Here is a 20,732-nt window from a genome sequence, read left to right as displayed (position 1 = left end):
TATGGTAAATATTAATTGATAATAATATGGCTTGATGTATCAAAAACTATGCAACAACAAACCACTTTTGACGGAGTAGAAGGAAAATGGGTCTTTTTCTGGGGAATATAATGTAAAGATTGTAATGATACAATATAATAAATTAACAATTAATGCGTTATATAAGTATACAATCCGGTAATGTGCCGGAAAAACTCAATACCCTCCTTATTCCAACACCCGATTTTAGCACATCTGTTTGTTCGCGTTAGGTAGATCAAACAAGATATCTCATGTCACAAAAAGTAAAATTCTCAACATCTTCTGGTTCTCGTTTTTATGCAACCATCAGAAACAGAGTAGATCAGTTTTTCAGTCAGCATCAATTAAGTCAGCATGCCAATGCCCACATGTGGGGCAAGACTGTGTTTTTCCTTGCAGGGTTCATCGGAATTTACCTTGTAATCATTTCGGGCCTGTTGTCTACCTGGGTGCTCTTGCCACTTGCAGTGGTTTTAGGTATGTTTAGTGCCTTTGTAGGCTTCAATGTATGCCACGATGCTATACATGGTGCGCTCTCTGATAATAAAAAAGTGAATAAACTGTTTGGGTTTATTTTTAATCTGATCGGTGCCAATCCATACATTTGGAGCATCACTCACAATGTGGTTCACCACACCTATACGAATATCCCTGGGCACGATGAAGACATTGAGGTAGCACCGGGATTGATCCGGATTGCTGAAGAAGATAAAGTGAATCGTATTCAGCGATACCAGCATTGGTATGCATTTCCCCTCTACAGCCTGGCTTCCCTGTCATGGGTGTTCCGTAAGGATTTTGTGAAATTTTTCCAGAAAAGAATTGGGACACATCAGAGCAGACACCCTAAACTGGAGTATTTCAATTTATTTTTCTATAAAGCACTCTATTACTTCCTGTTTATTGTATTGCCGCTATTGGTACTAGATGTAAGCTGGTGGCAGTTTCTGATCGGCTTTCTGCTTTTACATATTGCCGAAGGCTTGACGATGGGACTGGTGTTTCAGTTGGCTCACGTTGTTGAAGGCACTAATTTCCCGGTTCCTAATGAAACGGGGCAGATGGAAGAAGCCTGGGCAGAGCATCAGATGCGTACAACAGCTAACTTTGCAACGCACAATAGGCTCGCGGCGTTTTTCCTTGGTGGACTTAACAGGCAGATCGAACATCACCTGTTTCCTAAAGTCTGCCACATACATTATGGGGAGATCTCCGTCATTGTGAAGCAGGCGGCAATTGAGTTTAATTTGCCTTACATTGAAAATAAGAGTTTTTTATCTGCGCTGCGTTCGCATTTTCTAACACTGAAAAAATTTGGCAAAGAGGCGGCTGTCAATTAACCAAGCTATGCCTATAATGATGTTTTATCCCTGGCAAATTGAATGTATTTAGTATTCAACTACTTACGCCTAAATATTGCTGAATTATTAAAGGTGTTATCAAAAAAAAGAAAGAAAATAAGAAAAATGAATTTCATTAATAAAAATATCAGTTCAGAAGGCAATTGCTATATTAGCAAAAATGGTATTAAGGTAGATGATGAGGAAATCACAGCTATATTGGATTTGCTTTATCCATCTCAAAAATTACAAAAAAAAGACATCCGGGAGATTTCGAATTTGCGAGAAAGGCCTGTAGGAAATATATTGAGCGTTTCTATATGATTTCAAATCAGTAATAGAAGAATTCTAGCTTCAAAAATCGAACACCCAATGTCCCCATAGTAAAAGTTTGGGCCACAGATTTTTATGGGTATAAAAAAGAGACAACTATCAAATAGTTGTCTCTTTTAGTGCCTTGATAGGATTATCCCCGAACTCTTTGGCTGCTGATCTTAATTGGATTTCACGGGTATTTTGTTGATTTATAATGTTTTATTTTATTGGGAATATTCAAGTATTCTATAAGGCGGTCAATGACTTTTTAAAGTAGAATAATATATATAACAGCAGAAGTATAGAATTACTTCTACAACAGGCAAGAGTAAATCGTACGTATTATATATCAGCTAGTTACATAAATAAAATATCTTTGTCTTAGAGTTTTATTCTCGGATTCCCTACGTTAATAGAATTTTTATATCGCTTCTAAAAGCACAAAATTCTGATTAGTTTCCTTGACTTTGGGCTCTTCTTCTCAACAGAAGAAGAGAACGAGTCACAGACTAAGCAGCCATTTGAGGGGTGAAAATCAAAAGATGCTTTTAATGTATAGGCGATTTTAATGATTAAACACAATAAAATAATAAAAAAAGCAAAAGATTATGAAGAAAAATGTTTCGCCACTGATACTTGTACTGTCAGGTTTCTTATCATTTGGCAATGCTCAGGTTGGCGTAAGTACTTCAAACCCACAAGGTACCTTCCATATTGATGGAGCTAAGGATAACCCTGCTGTGGGATTCCTTTCAGTTACGCAACAGGCTAATGATATAGTTGTAACCAACACTGGATCCTTAGGTGTAGGTATTACTGTTCCTACCACTAAGATGCATATAGTTACCACCGCAGCTAATTTGAACAGGTATACTTTAATTGATGCTCCATTGTTGCAAAAAAAGTTGATCCTGTAAAATGGGGGAAAATAGACGATTTGCTAAACTGTCAATATGATCTCTATATAATATATCTGAACGAAGAACAGAAACTACTCTATATAAACAGTACAAATAATGGAACAACACATGATAAACTTGCCGAAGCCATTGTAGGCGCCAATAAAAGTTTGTTTAATGAGGCTGGTATTTCTAAGTGTCTGGATGGAGTATTTCCAGTTAGAGTTATTTAATTTAGGTTTAAAATCTACTTTAGATGGTCCCATCAGTTTCACTATGTATACAGGGAATTCTATAGTGAGTGGTCTTGATGAATTAAACAAGGATACTAAATCCAGTTCAAATCTTTTCGGAGTCGGTTATGAGAATGGAGATAAAGTCACAATTGGTTGCTCTTCGAAGGGTAGAGTTTGGACTAAATTGGTGAAAAGTATTCCCGATTTCTGCCAATGGTGTGATAGTCTTGGCAACAAGCTTGTAGATGATTCTATCGATACACAAGACATTTTTAAGTTCATTCAGAAAAGGATATCGCAAAAAAATGCACGATGCCAATGCATAACTGGGGCTTGACCATATCCCAACTTTATATTAGATTTGGGGATAGGCTCAAACTCGAAAGAGGTTTTTAAGTTTTAATCCTATGACACAGTTGGTGTTACACTCCCGGGTGAACAGTTTCATGCTATTAATTTATGAGGTTAAAATTGTTTTTAAATGCTATTAATCTTTCTTCTATCCTTACCATCAATCCATCTTCCTAGCATTATTTGTTCTGAGGGAGATTTATCTTTATTCATGCTCAAAGCTTTTAATACTACATTCCAAAAACTAAGTCTTTCGCTGAATTCCTCTTTATAGTTTTTTAAAGCCTCAATATATATTCGTTCATACCTTTTAAGTTTATCACTATTTTTGATTTTTGGAATGTTTATAATAATGTTCTGCATGATCTCTGATAGACTATGAGGAGAATGGGTTTTGATAAAGTTTAGCTCTATTTTGCAAATATTTAAAAGTGAAATCATAATATGAAAAAACTCATCATACATATTACAAATGTTTGCTCTCCAATATAGTAATTCTTCGTTGGGGAGAATTTGATGTCCTAATAGCTCCAGTTTTTCGTAATTGTCTTCAATGGTTTTTACGAAAATTTTATTCTGCTGCCAAAACAAAGAAAAATTAAAGTGGTTTGCTTGTACAGTATTTTCCTTTATGTATTCAATTTGGAGTTTGATATACATAAGATTTTGATTTATCTCATTGATAATGGTTTCCCAAAGAATATGTTGAGTCAATGTACAGTTGGTCTTAAAAACCAATCGGGATTTTTTATTTATTTTTTGCAGTTCTTTTAGTATGCGAAGAATTTCTTCCAGGTCTTTATTTAAGGCAATATTAGTATTTCTGATATAAAGCAATGAGGCAAATTCAGCGTGAGAGGTTTTATTCAAGCTGTTTTTTTTATTGAGTAGACGGAATTTAGTTTTTCTTTTATTAAGTGTATGTTTCATTTTAATCATCAAAGGAAGTTATTTATTCTATTGAAATTCCAGACTAAGCCTTGCCATCAGATAACTGACGGTAGATTCTGCACCCTGATTGAGATTTACATTTTTTTCCTCAAGCCCATCATAGCAACCTCCTGTTGCAGGGTTATAAACGATTTGATTCAAATGATTTTTTCCTAAAAACCAATTGAATGAGTTATTCATCATTTGTAAATATTTTTCATCATAGAAAACTTTGTAAAATGCAGATAATGCCAAAACCGTATAGGCGACATCAATAGGCTGTTCTCCACCAATTGGAGTGTTATTTTCAGTGTTTTCTTTTTGCATCCAGCCTTTGTTTGATATTACTTTTATATTATTGTCAATCATAATTTTAGATAACAAAAACTGGAAAGATTCTTCCGCAATTTGTTTGTAAAGCTCGTCTTTGGTTGAAATCCACGCACAGAGTAAAGCTTCCGGTAATACGCTGTTTCCGTAAGTCAGATAATTCTCAAACCAATGCCAATCGTCTTTTGCTTCGTGTTGATACATCTTCACTAAACGATTCGCAAATTGTTTTAACAATGGAAGGTTTTTTTCTGAGTTTTGATAATGCAATCCTTTAATAATAAAAGCCATTGCTCTTGTAGAATGGATTTTTTCTGCCCAAATAAGATTTTTTTGAATGATTTTCTCTGCAGTTTCAGAAAACTCCTGTGGTAAAATTTGTTTTAATGAAATTAAATAACCTAAAGCCCAGATTGCTCTTCCGTTGGAATCATCCAGATTAGTTTCGTAGTTCTGCTGTGTAAACTGTTTGTGCTCGTCAACGTAATTCAAGAAACTTCCGTCATTATGCTGGCAAAATTTAATAAAGTTTAAATAAATTGAAATCAATTGCAGATCTGCTTTGTCTTTACTGCTTTGAAAATGCTTGCAAATAGCAATCATCGCCCTTGCATTATCATCCAGCGTATATCCTGAATTGATATCTGGTTTACTGATCTTTGAAAACTGAATCATCCCGAAATCGGTTGTCATATTTTGAATGTGCCCAAGATTGATTTCCGGTAGAGTATAATTGAGTTCTGTTTTATTACTTCCAAACTCCTGAAATAATAAAGCGTGCAGAATTGATGAATTTTCCCAAGCTGTCGGAGCCATTTTTTCCAATGATTTTGAACGTAAATCCTCCCGTTTGCTTTCATTTTCTAATAATGTGTTTACTGCAACAGACAACTGCTCCGGAGCTTCAAAATCAATAATAATTCCGGTATCTTCCTTTAAAACTTCCAAAGCATGTGGAATTGGAGTGGAAACAATGGCGCATCCGCAGCTGATTGCATAGGAAAATGTGCCGCTCACTGCCTGATTTCTGTCTTTTGACGTGAAAAGATAAACATCGGTAAGCTGAAGATATTCTAGTAATTCCGGGAGTGGCAGATAATCATTGATAAAGCGGATGTTGTTTTCCAGATGAAGTTTACAAGTGAGATCTTCTAAAAAATCACGGTATTTTTCGCCTTCGTGCCTTACTATTGCAGGATGTGTTTTGCCCAGAATTAAAAAAATAACATCAGGATTTTTAGCAATGATTTCCGGCAAGGCTTTCAGTGTAGTTTCAATATTTTTTCCGGAACCTAATAATCCGAAAGTAGAAAGAACTTTTTTATTTTTAAGATTATACTTTTCTTTCAACGCAATTTTGTCTGTGAATGGCAGAAGATGCGTTCCGTGAGGGATTACCGTAATTTTATCGGAAGGAATTTCATAATCATTCGAGAGAATGTCTGCAGAAATACTAGTCATTACAACAAGAGATTTTGCAAAATCGGCAATTTCTTTCACCTTTTCCTTTAGCTCTTTATCAGGTTTTGGCAAAACAGTGTGAAAAGTGATGATAACATCTTTTTTTAAGTTCTTAAGAAAAAGAAACAAACCATTTCGGGTTTCATTAAAAAAGCCGAATTCGTGCTGGAGCATTACCAACTCAATTGTGTCGTTTTTATTGATCTTTGCAGCCAATTCCAAATAAGAAACGGCATCTGAGATATTTAATTTATACTCGGTATATTGGTTATACTCATAGTTTTCCTCTTCTGTTTCTATCGGGCAAATCATCGCATTGAAAGATTCTCCGAATTTCGAATGAAGAGATTTTATAAGATCCTGTGTATAAGTGGCAATTCCGCATACCTTTGGAGGAAAAGTGCTTACAAAGACAATGTTGGTTTTATTATAGATTTCGTGTTTTTTGTCATTATAAGTTTGTCTAATTGCTTTATCCTCCACGTCTGAATTAATATTTTTATTCATTTTTAATTTCTTTTAACCGTATTCTGCCTAATCATCTTTATACAGCGTACATCATTAACTCTTTCAATAGTTTTGAAATATTGAGTGATGCAACAGCTATCCTTTCGTCTGCAGCTCCATAATAGATATACAGTCTGTCATTCTCTACAATGGTTCCTGTCGGGAAACACACATTGTTGACTTCACCCTTCAGTTCCCATTCTTCTTCGGGTTTGAAAAGCGGATAGGGAAGTCGGGAAATTTCTTTTTCCGGGTTTTCAAGATCCAATAAAGCTGCACAGGCGTTGTAAACATAACCGTTAATGGTATCATAAACACCGTGATAAATCATTAGCCAGCCGTATTCTGTTTCTATTGGCGGACATCCGCCTCCGATATAACTTGATTCGTGATCATATTTCGGAGATAAAAGAATGTGAGCTTTAAAATGTGAAAAGTAATCCTGCCAGAAATCAGAATTCAGATCTTCGATATTTTTTACGCTGACGATCTGAATTTCAGGTCTTATCCTGTGAATGAAATAAAATTTATCGTTTATTTTTCTGGGGAAGAAAATCAGATTTTTATCCCATAAAAAGATGGGGTCACTGTCAGGATGATTGATTTGAAATTCATTGTATCTTCTATACTTATCCGGGATTAAACCCTCTGATTCCGATAAAAGCTTAAACTCTTTATAAGAAATTTTCGGAACAATAATTTTTTTGTTTTTAAAGTATTTAAGATCGTTTGAAGTCGTTAATGTTCCTAAGGCATTGATGCCGTCATAACTTGTATAGGTCAGATAAAATACATCATCTATTTTTACAATTCGGGGATCTTCTACACCGTGTTTTTCATATTCAGATTCAGGAACAATGATGGGTGAATCTGACCGTTTTTCTACCGTAAGCGGATCTGATAATACACAATGCCCGACAGTTGAAAAATTACCTTTGGCAACAGCTCTGTAAAATAAATGTATTTTGCCATTTTCCTTAATAACAGCAGGATTCAGAACTCCTTCGTTTTCAAAATTTAAGTCGGTTTTTCTGAGTATAATTCCTTCTTTTTTTATTTCTACCATTTAGGTTGTTGCGTTGCGACTTTCGCTTTCTTTATCTTTCCTTTTGTTTTGTTTGTCTTCCCGCTTCTCTTTTAGTGATTTGGCAGCAGGTGTTTTATCTGTTTTTTTCTTTGTATCCTTTTCTTTTGACATTTCAAAATATTTTTATTCTATGTAAAGGTCATCTATTAAAAAAGGAAAGGTTTGTAATAGTCTTTCAATTTGTTACATAAATCATAGATATTAAAATTTAAAGGACTAACTTTGAAAGAGTGGCTGTCAACATATAGATTGACAAACTCGAAATACGGTAAGGATTATGAAGTTATATATAAAATATATGGTAAGCCTGCGCTGCAAAATGGTGGTTCATCAGGAGCTTGAAAAACTGAATATAAGAAATGCCGTAGTAGATCTAGGATTTGTAGAAATATTGGATGATATTACGGATGAGCAGCGACAGCTGTTAAAAGAAAATCTCCTTAAAACCGGACTTGAGTTATTGGATAATAAAAAAAGCATTCTGATCGAAAAAATAAAAAATGCAGTCACAGAAATGATCCATTATTCCGAATCTCTTCCTAAAGAAAATTTCTCAGATTATATCAGTGAAAAGCTTGGCTACGATTACACTTACCTTGCCAATACATTTTCTGAAGTAAAAGGTATGACTTTGCAGCACTTTATCATTATCAATAAAGTGGAAAGGGTAAAAGAGCTCCTTTTGTATGATGAACTCAATTTTACTGAAATCTCTTATAAACTCAATTACAGCAGTGTTGCGCATCTTTCCAATCAGTTTAAAAAAATAACAGGACTTTCTCCTTCTTTCTACAAACAGCTGAAGCAAAAACGGCTGAAAAATTTAGAAGACTTATAAAAAGTGTGATATATGCAAATCTACTTTCAAAATGTATAATAGGATAAGACTAAAATAGATCACCTTTGGATTGTAATAATTCTGTTACATATAAATTCGAATTATGAATACAAGTCACAATAAAGCTCATGAGGCTTTTAAAATTACAGGAGATTGGAAAGAACAATCGAAACAATTAAAAGAAAAATTTTCACAGCTTAAAGATTCAGATTTAGTGCTTGAAAAAGGAAAAGAAAATGAATTGCTGGGAAGATTAGAAAATAAACTAAGCAAAAGCCGTGAAGAGGTTATTAAGATTCTTAATAATACTCAACTTTCATAATAAGCATATTAAATCCAGAGAAATAGTACATATGTTTTGATGGATTTAATAGAAAAAGGGGCAGGTGCTTTTAAAGCCCCTGTCCTTTTTTATTTGAAAATATCCTACTATGTTATGCTCCATTTAAATAAAAAAATATGAGACCACCGGATAATTTGCAGAATCTTACAAGAAAGATTTTTAAAGTGACGGGTAAAATTCAGTCTTCACATCCAGAATTGTATTTCCTGTTGAATGAAACGCCTCTGTTTATGTCTATAAATCAGGAAGATATTACGGTTCAGGATCTAAAGCAATATCTTTCGTCTATTAGAATGCAGCTTGTTACCTTTGAGAAAGAAAAAATAAAAAAATGAAAACAATTATATTATATAAATTTAAAAACTCTGTTATGCAGAAAATGCCTCTTCTGAAAGAAAAAAGTCTGCTTAGTTCACTTAATGATCTGATGGCAATTGAGCTTCTGGATACAGAAATAATAACGGAATATACAATGGATGTTCCTGACGATTTTAATTTTGAATACCAAACCGATGAAGAATTGTTAGAATTATGCAAGACTTCTAAAAGTTTTATTGATTATCATTTTGTAACAACTTTGAACGACTATGATGTCATCTGATTTTACGAATCGAAGTTTTCAATCATCAGATAATTAAAATTATATGAAAAAAAAGATCTACCTTTTAGGCTGGACGATAATTGCTCCCATATTGGCTTGGATTGCTTATTTGCTGCATTATTCGCTAACGGGACATTTATATTCTTTAATCCTCACTTTCTTTCTTATAGGAGCCGTTTTAGCAGCGGTTTATCATTCGGAAATCATTGCTTATCGGGTAGGTGAGCCTTATGGAACTTTACTTTTGGCTTTTGCGATAACCGTGATAGAAGTTTCTCTTATTATTTCGATAATGCTGAGTGCAAAAGGTTTGGAAACAATCAGCCTTGCGAGAGATACGGTATTTGCCGCTGTGATGATTATTCTTACAGGGATTATCGGTATGTGTATTGTTGTTGGATCAATCCGTTATAAACAACAGGTTTTTACGCTGCAGGGTGTAAGTACTGCAATGATTACACTTGTTGTGATTGTTGTATTTATACTTATTCTTCCAAATTACACGACAAGTCACAGTGAAGGAGAATATACTTCATTGCAGTTAATCTTTATTTCTGTTATCTGTCTGCTATTATATATAGGTTTTACAATGGTTCAGACCATCAGACACCGTGCTTTTTTCATTGCGCCCATTCCTAAAAATAATGATGAAGAGAATGAAGAGAATGAGATCCTTCCTGAAAAACCCACTCGAAAGATGATGTTTTACAGCATTATATTTTTGATTTTATGTCTGGGAATTGTCGTTCTCTTAGCTAAATATCTTTCAAAAGATGTTGATAATCTTGTATTCAAAGTCGGAGCTCCAAAATCTATCGTTGGAATTATTATAGCCGGAATTGTTTTATTACCGGAAGGAGTTGCCGCAATCCGTGCTGCATATAATAATCGCCTACAAACGAGCCTTAATCTGGCTTTTGGATCTGCATTGGCAAGTATTGGTCTCAGTATTCCGGCTGTAGCTTTAGCTTCAGTAATTGGTGATTTCAGGATGACACTAGGTATAGATTTAAAATCGATGCTTTTGTTAGGATTATCTTTATTTATCATTACGATTTCGCTGGCAACAGGACGTACAAATATTATGCAGGGATTAGTTTTGATTTCGATTTTTCTCCTTTATCTTTTTACGACACTTGTTCCTTAAAAATTTAGATAACTATATTTTTTGATGTGTCAAATAAAAAAAATGCAAGTGGTTATTATTTTAAAATCAATGTGAGAAGGAGCTTATATTTTAGTACGGTCATTAATGCGGCTAAATTTTTCTTAGGTGTTGATATCTACTTTTTCTCGAACTGCCATATTTAAATTTACCGTTAGACTCTTTTTTTAGCCATGTGAAATTTCCTGCCAGGATTCTGACAAAAAATGTAAGTATGAAAGATTAAAATTAGTTAAGAAGCTACTGCCGGTAAATCCTTGTCAGGCCTTTAGTTATAAATCCACATTTATTTAGACAAACCACGGAATTATTAAATTGGACTTCCTAGCACAATAAATTTGGACTTTACAGCAAAACTGGTTAGGGGTTTTACGGGCGATCTTTGTATTATAAATTCAAAGAAGATGTCAGATACAAATCGTGGAGTACGAGTGCTAGTAACAGGCGGCTCCGGTTTCATTGCTGTTCATTGTATAATAAAATTACTTGAACAAGGGTATAAAGTCAGAACAACACTGCGTTCGCTTAACAGGCAGAATGAAGTGAAGGATATGCTGAAAAAAGGGGGTATAAGCTCTTTTGAAGAGCTTACTTTTATTGAGGCTGACCTTTCGAAGGATAGCAACTGGAATGAGGCTGTACAAGGCTGCACCTATGTGCTGCATATAGCATCCCCGACACCAATTGTTAACTTTAACCATGAGAATGAAATGATCATCCCGGCAAAAGAAGGCGTGTTAAGGGTACTGAAAGCAGCGAGGGCAGCCCGTGTTAAACGGGTAGTGCTAACATCGGCCTATGGAGCAGTAGCTATGGGAAATATAAACCGTACAACGCCGTACACTGAAAAAGACTGGTCGAATCTTAAGGCAAATCTTCATCCTTATCAAAAATCAAAAACAATTGCAGAAAAAACCGCGTGGGAATTTATCAGTAATGAAGGAGGCGGTCTTGAACTTTCAACGGTCAATCCGGTGGCAGTAATGGGACCTGTTCTCGGTACAGATTACTCCCATTCCAATCAGGTAGTGAAGAAAATGCTGGAAGGTGAGATAAAAGCATGTCCAAAAGTATATTGCTGCCATGTGGATGTGCGTGATGTTGCTGATCTGCATCTCCTTGCCATGACCCATCCGAAAGCAGCAGGGGAGAGGTATCTTGCTACCACGGGTAATGCACTTTCAATGCTTGATATTGCTAAAATATTGAAGAGAAATCTAGGGGAGGTAGCAGCAAAGGTTCCTACCAAAGAAATGCCCAATTGGATTGTCAGAACAGCGGCAATATTCAATCCATCGTTAAGGATGCTGGCCACATTACTTGGTAAATATGCGGAAACGAGCGGTGACAAAGCAAAGCAATTACTAAACTGGTCGCCTCGCTCCAGTGAGGAAGCGGTAATGGCCACGGCAAATTCTATGTTGGAGCTAGGTCTGATAAAAAAATAAAAAGTTATGCATCGCGGTAATCTTATTTTGAAGGGACCACAGGTAAAGCAATAATTGTTAAATTTATACTATGAAAGAATCAAGTATTGCTTCCTGTTATATGAGTCCTTCTCTCGGTGCAGAGCAGTTTATCCCGGACCATTGTTTTATGTACCTGGTTTCGGGCTCGATGCTTGTTTATGATGGACATAAGGAATATAAAATCCAGTCCGGTGATTATGGTATAGCTAGAAGGAACCATCTGGCAAAATATATTAAACAGCCGGAGGATGGAGCCTTCAAAAAGATATTCATTTTATTCCAACAGGATTTTTTAAAGACTTTTAAGGATACCTATGGATTCACAGCTGAAGGTAGTAAAACAGTAGGTGCGATTATTCCCTTAGGTAAAGATAGGCTGGTCAAAAATTTTATGGAATCGATAATTCCCTATTTTAATGAGGACGGAGTTATGGAAGAACAGTTTTTGGATATCAAGAGGACCGAACTTTTACTGGTGCTCCTCAAGGTAAATCCTGAACTTGCCAATGTTTTTTTTGACTTTACCAGTCCTGAGAAAATAAATCTTGAGGAGTTTATGAACCGCAATTACCGGTTCAATGTGAGTATCGAGCGTTTTGCCTATCTGACAGACAGAAGCCTATCCGCTTTCAAACGTGATTTTGAAAAGATATTCCATACTACTCCAAGGCATTGGCTTGTACAGAAACGATTGGAAGAAGCGTATCATCTTATCGATAAAAATGGCAAAAAACCTTCTGAGATTTATCTCGATCTTGGTTTTGAAAATTTCTCCCATTTCTCCTTTGCATTTAAAAAACTGTTTGGACATCCGCCAACCCAATTGATCGGAAGAAGGAAAATACATGAAGAATCCAAAAAAGATGAAGCTTAATTCTGATGTTTATATAATAATTTAGTCAAAACAAAAGCGACGAAAGAGGGGTAGAGTTAGGTATCCGTTGTAAAACTTGATTTACGGAAAGGCATCGATCTTAACAAGAATTTTTCCCTTTATGTAAATAGTTGATTAAATCAGAAAACGATTAGATTACCGACAGACAAGAAAGAAATTTTAAAAAAAACATTAATTTAACACCAACCCTCACTTCCCAGACGAGAGGAGGACGCGGTTTAATGTCGATTCATTAACAGGTTTATATTAAGTTCACAATCCTTTCCGCACCCGGGTCAATGTTTCGCGGGTGATGCCAAGGTATGAGGCAATTTGGCTAGTGGGAAATCTTTCAACAAGCTGAGGATACAAAAACGAAAAGATTTCATACCGTTTTGTGCACTGAGATGTATAGCATGAGCCCTGCGCCTTTGTGCGGCAATATGATGGTTCTGATTAATATGCCAGAACATTTCCTTAAAAGCGGGGATCTCTAGGATTGTCTCGAACTTACTTCTCGGTACCGCAAGGAGTTCAGTAAGGCTTTTACAGCTATAGTGAGACAAAATAAATATTGTTTAACTGAAATATACAAGGATGCGGTATCAAATGGGCTTAATTGCAGTAGAAGTGCTTTTTACCGGCTGGTAAGAAATCCTATTTATTGTGGTAAAATAAAAATTCCGGCATTCGAAGATAAAGCTGAAAGAATTGTTGAGAGTACTCATGAGCGTCTTATACCTGTAGTTTTATTTGATCATGTTCAAAGAATAATAAAAGACGCAGATTTAAACCATCCTAAGAAACTAACTTCAAAAAGGATAGTCAATGAAAATTTAATTTTTAGAGGTGTCCTACAATGTCCTAATTGTGGAAATACGCTTACAGGAAGTGGATCGCAGGGACATACTAAAAAATATTATTATTACCATTGTATGGGACGTTGTTCATACCGGGTAAGAGCTGACGTTATCAATTTGAGTTTTCTCTCATTTCTTAAGAATAATAGAGTGGTAGAACCATTTTTAGAACTTGCCAATAGTATCTCAAAGGAAATTTACGGTGAAGAACATCATGATTATGTTCAGAAAAAAGAGGAGATAAAGAAAGAAATGGAAAAATTGATTGATAGGGGATTCAATGCACAAAAGCTATTTTCAAATGGGAATATTGACTATGATGATTATATACTAATAAGAAGTCGTTGTCAGGAATCTTTAAAAGATAATACTGATAAATTGAGACAGTAGGCTTTAAAAATAGTGGCTGAAAAACATATAGAAAAGGGGACTGATTACATAATTAACCACTTAGGGGAGTTTTATGAAAATTCAGATACTATAACCAAACAGAGAATTATCAGGTTGTTTTTTCCGGAGAAAGTAAAAGTAATAAAAGGGAATATTGAAAAAATGTTATCAGAAAGTGTTAAGAACATATTTGGATTAACTCCTTCATTTTCTAGAATAAAAGAAATCCATGGTCAGCAGACAGAGCAAGCAATAGTTGAATTTTTTAAAGAATTATATTTTTTAGGGTATGAACAAAACTTAAAAAATATCTAAAAATTGATTGATTAGTTTTTGATTTTTCAGAGTAAAGCTGATATTTTAAATTGTATTTATATAAAACGCTGAAAAACAGTTTTTTTGCGGAGCTTTTAAAGTGTTCGAGATCCTGTATAGATAACTTGATGGGCTTGTCTTTTCGAACTTTTTGTTCTACATAAAAAAACCATTTTTAGTATTTGATTGATTTTCAGCTATTTAATATTTTTGAAAAGGTTCGAATCCTGTCAGGTTCGTAGCAACAATATGGAGCTTTAATCGAAAAATCCTCTAAAAAAGATAAAACATTTGTTTTTTAAGAAAAAATTTTTGCTTTAAAAAATAAGGTAAAAGGGTGAAAAATATTCTAAATAGACTGAATTACAAGGATTTATAAATAAAATGACACCATTTGACCTAAATTGTCCTAATGGTGTCATTAAGTGAGCGCGAAAGGATTCGAACCTTTGACCGTCTGCTTAGAAGGCAGATGCTCTATCCAGCTGAGCTACGCACCCATATCGGAATCTTTATTTAAAAAAAGTCGGGGCGGCAGGATTCGAACCTGCGACCTCCTGGTCCCAAACCAGGCGCGATGACCGGACTACGCTACGCCCCGATTGGTCATCATAAACGACGTATATTACGTTGTTTTTGCGGCTGCAAAGATATATACTTTTTTTGATAAAAAAAACAAATAATTGAAAAAAATGCATTTTTTATCAGAGTGTAAAAATATACAATAAGACTAATGAAGTTTACTGGGCTGAATTTTAAGTATTTCTGTTTTAAAATAAAATAGTGAGTTTAAAAAAGTATTTTCGGTAAAATCTGAGCTTATCACAAATTTATTCAGTTTTGGAATTGTTGTTTCTGGTAAAAGCATTGTAGATATATTATAGTTCTTTTATTTAAATGGTGTAGATTTTTTTGTAGTTAGTGAAATTATAAAAAAGAAAAAACTTCCTTTATTTTTGTTCAAATAAAATCTAAACTAAATTATGATCGATATCTCAGAATTTAAAGAAAATTTAGGACTGACAGAGATCCCGGCTGAGCTGGAAAAACTAATCTATTTCCAAAACCATATTTCTTCTTTTGAAAACTATTCACAGGGTTTTGGAGTTTTAATCGACGAAAAATCCGGGTTGAAAAGTTGGAGCGACAATGAAAACTTTTTAAGTCGACTGTTACCCTTTGGCCAGGCCAATGGTTCGGGTTCATTTTATGCAATCTGGAATGACGGGACAGATCAACTCTTAAACCAGATGCCTGTTGCGGTCTTTGGAGATGAAGGCGGAGTCCATATTGTTGCTGAAAACATTTTACAGCTTTTACATCAGCTGACTTATGATACTGAAATTTCGGTGGAGTTTGGTGAAGTCTATTTTTATAAAGATGAAGAGGAATATGAAGAAAGTGAAGATTTAAACGAATATTTAAAATGGATGAAGGATGATTACAGCCTAAACCGTATTGAAAAACCGGATCCGCTGATTAAAGCTGCACAGGAAAAACATAAAGAACGTTTTGATCAATGGTTTGGGCAATATTTTACAGATAATTAACTTTAGCTTAATGCCCCGATCACAAAAAGTTTTTATTTTTGAATAGTGGAAACCGGTAAAAACAAAAAAACTCACAAGTAAATTGTGAGTTTTTTGTGAGCGCGAAAGGATTCGAACCTTTGACCGTCTGCTTAGAAGGCAGATGCTCTATCCAGCTGAGCTACGCACCCTTAAAAGTTGATTCTCGCCTAGTTAAATAAGCGCGTTAAAAAAGTCGGGGCGGCAGGATTCGAACCTGCGACCTCCTGGTCCCAAACCAGGCGCGATGACCGGACTACGCTACGCCCCGAATATATAAAGAAAGCGGAGGGTAAGGGATTCGAACCCTTGCGACACTTTCGCGTCGACAGTTTAGCAAACTGCTCCGTTAACCACTCCGGCAACCCTCCTTTTATCTTGATTTTTTAATGATCGTTATTCCGTTATTGCGAGTGCAAATATAGAATAGATTTCTTTATTTACCAAATATTTTTCAAGAAAAATTTCCGTATTTTTGAGCTAATAATCGGTTAAAAAAATACACTAATGCGTAAAACATTATATATCATCGGATTAAGCGCTTTCGTTTTTTCATGCACCTCACAGCAGAACGTGAAAAACACTACTTACAAACCTAAAAGTCCAGTAACACAGCCTAAAACAGTGGTAAAAACACCGGTTCAGGAAAAACAGAAACCACAAATTTCCAATGAACATGGAGTGGAATTTTTTACTACCAATGTGGGCGATATTACAAAAAATGATAATACTGCAAGTTACGGTTCAATCGTTTCTGCAAAACCTGCAGGATACAAAGTGGTAAAGACCTATTTTCCTGCAGTTGCCCAAAATTTCAGACAGCGGTATTTAATATTGCATTATACAGCATTGCCGGATGATAAATCCATCACCGTACTTACCCAACAATCGGTAAGTGCACATTATCTGGTAAACAATACCGGAGATAACGAAATTTATCAGTTGGTGGACGAGAATAAACGCGCCTATCATGCAGGAATAAGCACCTGGAGGAATGATAAAAATCTCAATGACAATTCCATCGGTGTTGAAATTGTAAATACCGGATATACTGCTGATACAACAGGAAAAAGAATTTTCGCTCCTTTCAGTGATGATCAGGTAAAAAAGGTAGCAGCATTAGCCAAAGATATTGTAACAAGATACCAGATTCCGCCAACTAATGTACTGGCACATTCTGACATTGCTCCTACAAGAAAACAGGATCCCGGTCCGATGTTTCCATGGAAAAAATTATATGATGAATACCAGATAGGAATGTGGTATGATGAAGCCATAAAGCAGAGTTTTTATGAGCTGGCAGTTTCCACAGAACTTCCGATGAAGTACAATGAACCCTCATTTATCTTTAATGTACAGTCCCAATTACAAAAATTCGGATATGGTATAGAACCGAGCGGAAACTGGGACGATGCAACCAAAAAAACAATAGAAGCTTTTCAATATCATTTCCGTCCACAAAACTATGACGGGATCATGGATGCCGAAACATGGGCAATACTACAGGCTTTGAATCAAAAATATCCAGTAAAATAAATTTAAAGCGCATCGGTTAAGGTGCGTTTTTGCTATATTTAAAACCTATAAAACACTTAAAAAATCTGTAATGGAAAATTTCAGACAAGAGAGCGATCTGTTGGGCGAACTTAACGTACCCATTAATGCTTATTATGGCGTTCAGACTCAAAGGGCAATCAATAACTTCAAAATTTCGGGACAGCTTCTTTCATCTTATCCGGCATTTATCAGAGGATTAGCCTTTGTGAAAAAAGCTGCCGCTAAAACCAATTATGAATTAGGCCTACTTGAAGAAAACCTGTATTTCAAAATTGCGGAAACCTGTGACGAAATCATTGCGGGCCAGCTTCATGACCAGTTCCCTGTAGATATGATCCAGGGTGGGGCAGGAACCTCAATCAATATGAACGCCAATGAAGTGATCGCCAACAGGGTTTTAGAAAAATTAGGGAAAAATAAAGGAGAATATGAATTCTGTTCTCCGAATGACCATATCAACCTGTCTCAGTCTACCAATGATGCTTATCCTACAGCAATAAAAATGGGACTGTTGCAGATGAATGCAGGATTGGCTGACAGGCTTCAGAAAATAGTGGATGCTTTCAGAGCTAAGGGCCAGGAATTTCAGGATGTCATCAAAATGGGCAGAACCCAGCTTCAGGATGCCGTTCCTATGACTTTAGGGCAGGAGTTTGAAGCGTTTGCAGCCAATCTTGAAGAAGATATTTCAAAGCTGAATAACAATGCCAGCCTTTTTGTAGAAGTTAATATGGGCGCTACGGCTATCGGAACAGGGCTGAATGCTCCTGTGGGGTATGCCTCACTTTGTGCTAAAAACTTAGCTCAGGTAACCGGCTTTCCTGTAGTTTCCGCACCGGATCTGGTGGAAGCAACACCTGATACAGGTTCTTACGTAATCTATTCTTCAGCAACCAAACGCCTTGCGGTTAAATTGTCAAAAATCTGTAACGATTTAAGGCTGCTTTCTTCAGGACCGAGAGCCGGGCTTTTCGAAATTAATTTACCTCCGATGCAGCCGGGATCATCCATCATGCCGGGAAAAGTAAATCCTGTAATCCCGGAAGTCGTTAACCAGGTATGCTTTAAAGTAATCGGAAATGATTTAACGGTAACTTTTGCTGCAGAAGCAGGTCAATTACAGCTTAACGTAATGGAACCGGTACTTTCTCATGCTATCATGGAAAACATTAATTTCCTTTGCAATGCCCTTGATACCCTTCGTGAAAAATGCGTTGTCGGAATTACTGCCAATAAAGAAGTTTGCCTGAACATGGTGAAACACAGCATTGGTATCGTAACGGCTCTTAACCCTTATATCGGATACAAGCAATCAACACAAATTGCCAAAGAAGCTCTTGAAACAGGAAAAAGCGTTTACAATTTAGTTCTGGAAAAAGGAATCCTTTCCCAGGAAAAACTGGATGAAATACTTGATCCTAAAAACATGCTTAAACCTCATAACAAATAGTATTTTCGGTGAGTAAAATCAAAAAAACCGTTCAGGCATTTCAAAATATAGCCCAGGAACCAAGCCTGCTTAATTTGATATTGAATGACAATGAAGCAAGGAAAAAAGAATTCCTGAAAAAATATCCACATCTGGAAACTCTTCCTCAGATCAGGCTTTCCGATCTGAGTGAAGATTTCGATGAAACCGTTGATCTTTGCTTTTTAGATGGCGGTTCACTTCCTACAGATCTGGCTTTACTGAAAACTCTGGCAAAAGGAAAAAAAAACTTTTTTGAAATCGGGACCTGGCGAGGTGAAAGTGTCTGGAATGTAGCTAAAGTTATTGATGACTGTACAACATTCAACCTTTCCAAAGAAGAAATTATCACGCTCGGACTCAATAAAAAGTACGCTGAACTGCACGGAATTATTTCAAAGAAAAACCCGAAAATCCTTCACCTTGAAGGAAATTCAAAAACATTTGACTTTAAAGGCTTAAACCGGAAATATGATCTTGTTTTTATCGATGGAGACCATTCTTATGAAATGGTAAAAAACGATACACAGCAGGTTTTTCAAAATCTTGTACATGAAAATTCGGTAGTCGTATGGCATGATTACGCTTTTAATCCCGAAAAAATAAGATATGAAGTTTTTATGGGAATTTTAGACGGGTTACCAAAAGCTTTTCATCAGAATCTGTATCATGTAGCCAATTCGATGTGCGCTGTTTTCATCAAAGGTGATTTCAAAACGAAACCTTTCCAAACATTGCAGGAGCCGGAATTTTTATTTGAAGTAAATTTGAAAATAAAAAAATAAGTTGAGATTTCTAATTATCATCCCTGCCCATAACGAAGAAGATCATCTTGCCTTTACTTTAGACTCTTTACTGCAACAAAACTTTAAAGATTTTAAAGTAGTGGTGGTGAATGATGGGTCTACGGATAAAACCCCTGAAATCATCAGGAATTATACGGATAAAGACCCGCGTTTTGAAACGGTTGACCTTCAGAAATCGGCTCATCAGCCGGGCTCAAAGGTTGTCAATGCCTTTAAAAAAGGTTTAGAAACCCAATCTCTTGATGATTTTGATATTATCTGTAAGTTTGATGCAGACATTATTCTATCCCCGAATTACCTGAAAACCATAGAAGATTCTTTCCGGAGAAACCCTGACTACGGTTTGATTGGCGGTTTACTCTACATCGAGAAAAACGGAAATTGGGTGTATGAAGGGAATTCAAATAAACAGCACGTAAGAGGCCCTGTGAAATCTTACCGTAAAGAATGTTTTCTTCAGATTGGCGGTTTGAGAGAAACGCTGGGCTGGGATAATATAGACTCTGTTTTACTGAAAAATTCTGGTTGGAAAGAAATCGTATTGCCGGAACTTCATGTTAAATTAATTAAGGTCAAGGGTGCCGATTATACGGTACGGGAATCCGATTATTACGGAAGGTATTTTTATTTCCTGGGATTGGAAAGATCCCTGGCCTATATTGCGGCATTCAAAGAGGCTACGAAAAGTAAGTCGGTGTCATTTTTCTTTAAAATCATTAAAGCATACGAGCACTGTAGATCTCAAAATCTTGAATTGAAAATTACCAAAGAAGAACAGAAAGTTATTAATGATTACCGTTGGAAAACTCTGAAAAAGAAGTGGCTGAATAGGTAAATTGCTAAAGGGCAAAATCGTAAAATTGTAAAACCGTAAAATGAATGTTTGAAAAATTGATCAAAGGATTTTCTGGGTAATGCCTTTTAAACATTGCTAAATGCTGACTCCTTGTGAGTTTGAAAGATACAATTATTTTAAATAAAACTTTGCGATCTTTGTGTTT

Annotated in this window: 21 protein-coding genes and 5 tRNA genes; 17 read left to right on the top strand and 9 right to left on the bottom strand. The window is 35.6% G+C overall.

Going from position 1 to position 20,732, the window contains the following annotated elements; all coding sequences use genetic code 11:
* The first annotated feature begins 272 nt into the window (after nt 1–272).
* The 3 genes from AB8P06_RS15470 (at nt 273) to AB8P06_RS15460 (ending at nt 2,593) form a co-directional block, all read left to right on the top strand.
* Nucleotides 273–1,361, top strand: a complete 1,089-nt coding sequence (locus AB8P06_RS15470; protein WP_369843101.1) for a fatty acid desaturase family protein — start codon at nt 273–275, stop codon at nt 1,359–1,361.
* Between the two features lie 42 nt (nt 1,362–1,403).
* On the top strand, nt 1,404–1,685 hold the full coding sequence (locus tag AB8P06_RS15465) for a hypothetical protein (RefSeq protein ID WP_369843099.1): 282 nt from the start codon (nt 1,404–1,406) through the stop codon (nt 1,683–1,685).
* 599 nt (nt 1,686–2,284) lie between these two features.
* On the top strand, nt 2,285–2,593 hold the full coding sequence (locus AB8P06_RS15460; protein WP_369843097.1) for a hypothetical protein: 309 nt from the start codon (nt 2,285–2,287) through the stop codon (nt 2,591–2,593).
* 695 nt (nt 2,594–3,288) lie between these two features.
* Here AB8P06_RS15460 and AB8P06_RS15455 read toward each other — a convergent pair.
* Genes AB8P06_RS15455 through AB8P06_RS15440 form a run of 4 tightly spaced genes read right to left on the bottom strand, consistent with a single transcriptional unit; the run spans nt 3,289 to nt 7,588 of the window.
* On the bottom strand, nt 3,289–4,092 hold the full coding sequence (locus AB8P06_RS15455) for a hypothetical protein (protein ID WP_369843095.1): 804 nt from the start codon (nt 4,090–4,092) through the stop codon (nt 3,289–3,291).
* A gap of 27 nt (nt 4,093–4,119) precedes the next feature.
* A complete protein-coding gene (locus AB8P06_RS15450) occupies nt 4,120–6,390 on the bottom strand; it encodes a glycosyltransferase (RefSeq protein ID WP_369843093.1) in 2,271 nt (756 codons plus the stop codon).
* A 37-nt stretch (nt 6,391–6,427) separates the two neighbouring features.
* The gene (locus AB8P06_RS15445; RefSeq protein ID WP_369843091.1) at nt 6,428–7,456 is read right to left on the bottom strand and encodes a glycoside hydrolase family 130 protein; all 1,029 of its coding nucleotides are present in this window, start codon (nt 7,454–7,456) and stop codon (nt 6,428–6,430) included.
* Nucleotides 7,457–7,588, bottom strand: coding sequence for a hypothetical protein (locus AB8P06_RS15440; RefSeq protein WP_369843089.1), 132 nt, complete (start codon nt 7,586–7,588; stop codon nt 7,457–7,459).
* A 166-nt stretch (nt 7,589–7,754) separates the two neighbouring features.
* On the opposite strand from AB8P06_RS15440, the gene AB8P06_RS15435 reads away from it, so the two are divergent.
* The 9 genes from AB8P06_RS15435 to AB8P06_RS15395 all read left to right on the top strand — a co-directional run bounded on the left by AB8P06_RS15435 (nt 7,755) and on the right by AB8P06_RS15395 (nt 14,332).
* A complete protein-coding gene (locus AB8P06_RS15435; RefSeq protein WP_369843087.1) occupies nt 7,755–8,315 on the top strand; it encodes a helix-turn-helix domain-containing protein in 561 nt (186 codons plus the stop codon).
* Between the two features lie 103 nt (nt 8,316–8,418).
* Entirely contained in the window at nt 8,419–8,637 is a 219-nt protein-coding gene (locus AB8P06_RS15430; RefSeq protein ID WP_233111410.1) for a CsbD family protein, read from the top strand.
* Nucleotides 8,638–8,774: 137 nt separating this feature from the next.
* Nucleotides 8,775–8,993 carry a hypothetical protein gene (locus AB8P06_RS15425; protein WP_089859432.1) on the top strand — a complete coding sequence of 73 codons (219 nt, stop codon included), beginning with the start codon at nt 8,775–8,777 and terminating at the stop codon, nt 8,991–8,993.
* On the top strand, nt 8,990–9,259 hold the full coding sequence (locus AB8P06_RS15420; RefSeq protein ID WP_369843085.1) for a heme oxygenase: 270 nt from the start codon (nt 8,990–8,992) through the stop codon (nt 9,257–9,259). Before AB8P06_RS15425 ends, AB8P06_RS15420 begins: the two co-directional genes overlap by 4 nt.
* A 43-nt stretch (nt 9,260–9,302) precedes the next feature.
* Entirely contained in the window at nt 9,303–10,406 is a 1,104-nt protein-coding gene (locus AB8P06_RS15415) for a calcium:cation antiporter (RefSeq protein ID WP_369843083.1), read from the top strand.
* A gap of 422 nt (nt 10,407–10,828) precedes the next feature.
* The gene (locus tag AB8P06_RS15410) at nt 10,829–11,872 is read left to right on the top strand and encodes an SDR family oxidoreductase (protein ID WP_369843081.1); all 1,044 of its coding nucleotides are present in this window, start codon (nt 10,829–10,831) and stop codon (nt 11,870–11,872) included.
* A 70-nt stretch (nt 11,873–11,942) separates the two neighbouring features.
* Nucleotides 11,943–12,767: a helix-turn-helix domain-containing protein gene (locus tag AB8P06_RS15405; RefSeq protein ID WP_369843079.1), complete on the top strand. Its 825-nt coding sequence runs from the start codon at nt 11,943–11,945 to the stop codon at nt 12,765–12,767.
* Nucleotides 12,768–13,324: 557 nt separating this feature from the next.
* Nucleotides 13,325–14,017: a recombinase zinc beta ribbon domain-containing protein gene (locus tag AB8P06_RS15400; protein ID WP_369843077.1), complete on the top strand. Its 693-nt coding sequence runs from the start codon at nt 13,325–13,327 to the stop codon at nt 14,015–14,017.
* Between the two features lie 12 nt (nt 14,018–14,029).
* Nucleotides 14,030–14,332 (top strand): hypothetical protein, encoded by a 303-nt coding sequence (locus AB8P06_RS15395; protein WP_369843075.1) that lies wholly within the window; start codon nt 14,030–14,032, stop codon nt 14,330–14,332.
* A 426-nt stretch (nt 14,333–14,758) separates the two neighbouring features.
* Here AB8P06_RS15395 and AB8P06_RS15390 read toward each other — a convergent pair.
* Nucleotides 14,759–14,832, bottom strand: a tRNA-Arg gene (locus tag AB8P06_RS15390).
* A 26-nt stretch (nt 14,833–14,858) separates the two neighbouring features.
* Nucleotides 14,859–14,933, bottom strand: a tRNA-Pro gene (locus AB8P06_RS15385).
* 382 nt (nt 14,934–15,315) lie between these two features.
* Here AB8P06_RS15385 and AB8P06_RS15380 point away from each other — a divergent pair.
* Nucleotides 15,316–15,882 carry a hypothetical protein gene (locus AB8P06_RS15380; RefSeq protein ID WP_369843074.1) on the top strand — a complete coding sequence of 189 codons (567 nt, stop codon included), beginning with the start codon at nt 15,316–15,318 and terminating at the stop codon, nt 15,880–15,882.
* 96 nt (nt 15,883–15,978) lie between these two features.
* On the opposite strand, the gene AB8P06_RS15375 is transcribed toward AB8P06_RS15380, so the two are convergent.
* From AB8P06_RS15375 to AB8P06_RS15365, 3 genes are all read right to left on the bottom strand, one after another.
* Nucleotides 15,979–16,052: transfer RNA gene (locus AB8P06_RS15375), tRNA-Arg, on the bottom strand.
* Nucleotides 16,053–16,096: 44 nt separating this feature from the next.
* Nucleotides 16,097–16,171 (bottom strand) — tRNA-Pro (locus AB8P06_RS15370).
* A 15-nt stretch (nt 16,172–16,186) separates the two neighbouring features.
* Nucleotides 16,187–16,271 (bottom strand) — tRNA-Ser (locus AB8P06_RS15365).
* 136 nt (nt 16,272–16,407) lie between these two features.
* Between AB8P06_RS15365 and AB8P06_RS15360 the strand changes: the two genes are divergently transcribed.
* From AB8P06_RS15360 to AB8P06_RS15345, 4 genes are all read left to right on the top strand, one after another.
* Nucleotides 16,408–17,436, top strand: a complete 1,029-nt coding sequence (locus AB8P06_RS15360) for an N-acetylmuramoyl-L-alanine amidase (RefSeq protein WP_369843072.1) — start codon at nt 16,408–16,410, stop codon at nt 17,434–17,436.
* A gap of 70 nt (nt 17,437–17,506) precedes the next feature.
* Nucleotides 17,507–18,907 (top strand): aspartate ammonia-lyase, encoded by a 1,401-nt coding sequence (gene aspA, locus AB8P06_RS15355; RefSeq protein ID WP_369843070.1) that lies wholly within the window; start codon nt 17,507–17,509, stop codon nt 18,905–18,907.
* A gap of 8 nt (nt 18,908–18,915) precedes the next feature.
* Nucleotides 18,916–19,710 carry a class I SAM-dependent methyltransferase gene (locus tag AB8P06_RS15350; RefSeq protein WP_369843068.1) on the top strand — a complete coding sequence of 265 codons (795 nt, stop codon included), beginning with the start codon at nt 18,916–18,918 and terminating at the stop codon, nt 19,708–19,710.
* Nucleotide 19,711: 1 nt separating this feature from the next.
* Nucleotides 19,712–20,566, top strand: a complete 855-nt coding sequence (locus AB8P06_RS15345; RefSeq protein WP_369843066.1) for a glycosyltransferase family 2 protein — start codon at nt 19,712–19,714, stop codon at nt 20,564–20,566.
* The last annotated feature ends 166 nt before the right edge of the window (nt 20,567–20,732 follow it).

It is taken from the genome of Chryseobacterium tongliaonense (assembly GCF_041224435.1).
In the GTDB taxonomy this organism is placed as follows: Bacteria; Bacteroidota; Bacteroidia; order Flavobacteriales; family Weeksellaceae; genus Chryseobacterium; species Chryseobacterium tongliaoense.
The sequence above is the reverse complement of the archived record's forward strand: the minus strand, read 5'-3'. Positions and strand labels throughout refer to the sequence as shown.

Excerpts from the sequence above, each read along its gene's own strand:
- AB8P06_RS15380 (WP_369843074.1), top strand. The coding sequence starts at position 15,316 with ATGATCGATATCTCAGAATTTAAAGAAAATTTAGGACTGACAGAGATC.
- AB8P06_RS15470 (WP_369843101.1), top strand. The coding sequence starts at position 273 with ATGTCACAAAAAGTAAAATTCTCAACATCTTCTGGTTCTCGTTTTTAT.
- AB8P06_RS15445 (WP_369843091.1), bottom strand. The coding sequence starts at position 7,456 with ATGGTAGAAATAAAAAAAGAAGGAATTATACTCAGAAAAACCGACTTA.
- AB8P06_RS15450 (WP_369843093.1), bottom strand. The coding sequence starts at position 6,390 with ATGAATAAAAATATTAATTCAGACGTGGAGGATAAAGCAATTAGACAA.
- AB8P06_RS15425 (WP_089859432.1), top strand. The coding sequence starts at position 8,775 with ATGAGACCACCGGATAATTTGCAGAATCTTACAAGAAAGATTTTTAAA.
- aspA (WP_369843070.1), top strand. The coding sequence starts at position 17,507 with ATGGAAAATTTCAGACAAGAGAGCGATCTGTTGGGCGAACTTAACGTA.
- AB8P06_RS15455 (WP_369843095.1), bottom strand. The coding sequence starts at position 4,092 with ATGAAACATACACTTAATAAAAGAAAAACTAAATTCCGTCTACTCAAT.
- AB8P06_RS15440 (WP_369843089.1), bottom strand. The coding sequence starts at position 7,588 with ATGTCAAAAGAAAAGGATACAAAGAAAAAAACAGATAAAACACCTGCT.
- AB8P06_RS15415 (WP_369843083.1), top strand. The coding sequence starts at position 9,303 with ATGAAAAAAAAGATCTACCTTTTAGGCTGGACGATAATTGCTCCCATA.
- AB8P06_RS15420 (WP_369843085.1), top strand. The coding sequence starts at position 8,990 with ATGAAAACAATTATATTATATAAATTTAAAAACTCTGTTATGCAGAAA.
- AB8P06_RS15465 (WP_369843099.1), top strand. The coding sequence starts at position 1,404 with ATGTATTTAGTATTCAACTACTTACGCCTAAATATTGCTGAATTATTA.
- AB8P06_RS15435 (WP_369843087.1), top strand. The coding sequence starts at position 7,755 with ATGAAGTTATATATAAAATATATGGTAAGCCTGCGCTGCAAAATGGTG.
- AB8P06_RS15360 (WP_369843072.1), top strand. The coding sequence starts at position 16,408 with ATGCGTAAAACATTATATATCATCGGATTAAGCGCTTTCGTTTTTTCA.
- AB8P06_RS15410 (WP_369843081.1), top strand. The coding sequence starts at position 10,829 with ATGTCAGATACAAATCGTGGAGTACGAGTGCTAGTAACAGGCGGCTCC.
- AB8P06_RS15430 (WP_233111410.1), top strand. The coding sequence starts at position 8,419 with ATGAATACAAGTCACAATAAAGCTCATGAGGCTTTTAAAATTACAGGA.
- AB8P06_RS15405 (WP_369843079.1), top strand. The coding sequence starts at position 11,943 with ATGAAAGAATCAAGTATTGCTTCCTGTTATATGAGTCCTTCTCTCGGT.
- AB8P06_RS15460 (WP_369843097.1), top strand. The coding sequence starts at position 2,285 with ATGAAGAAAAATGTTTCGCCACTGATACTTGTACTGTCAGGTTTCTTA.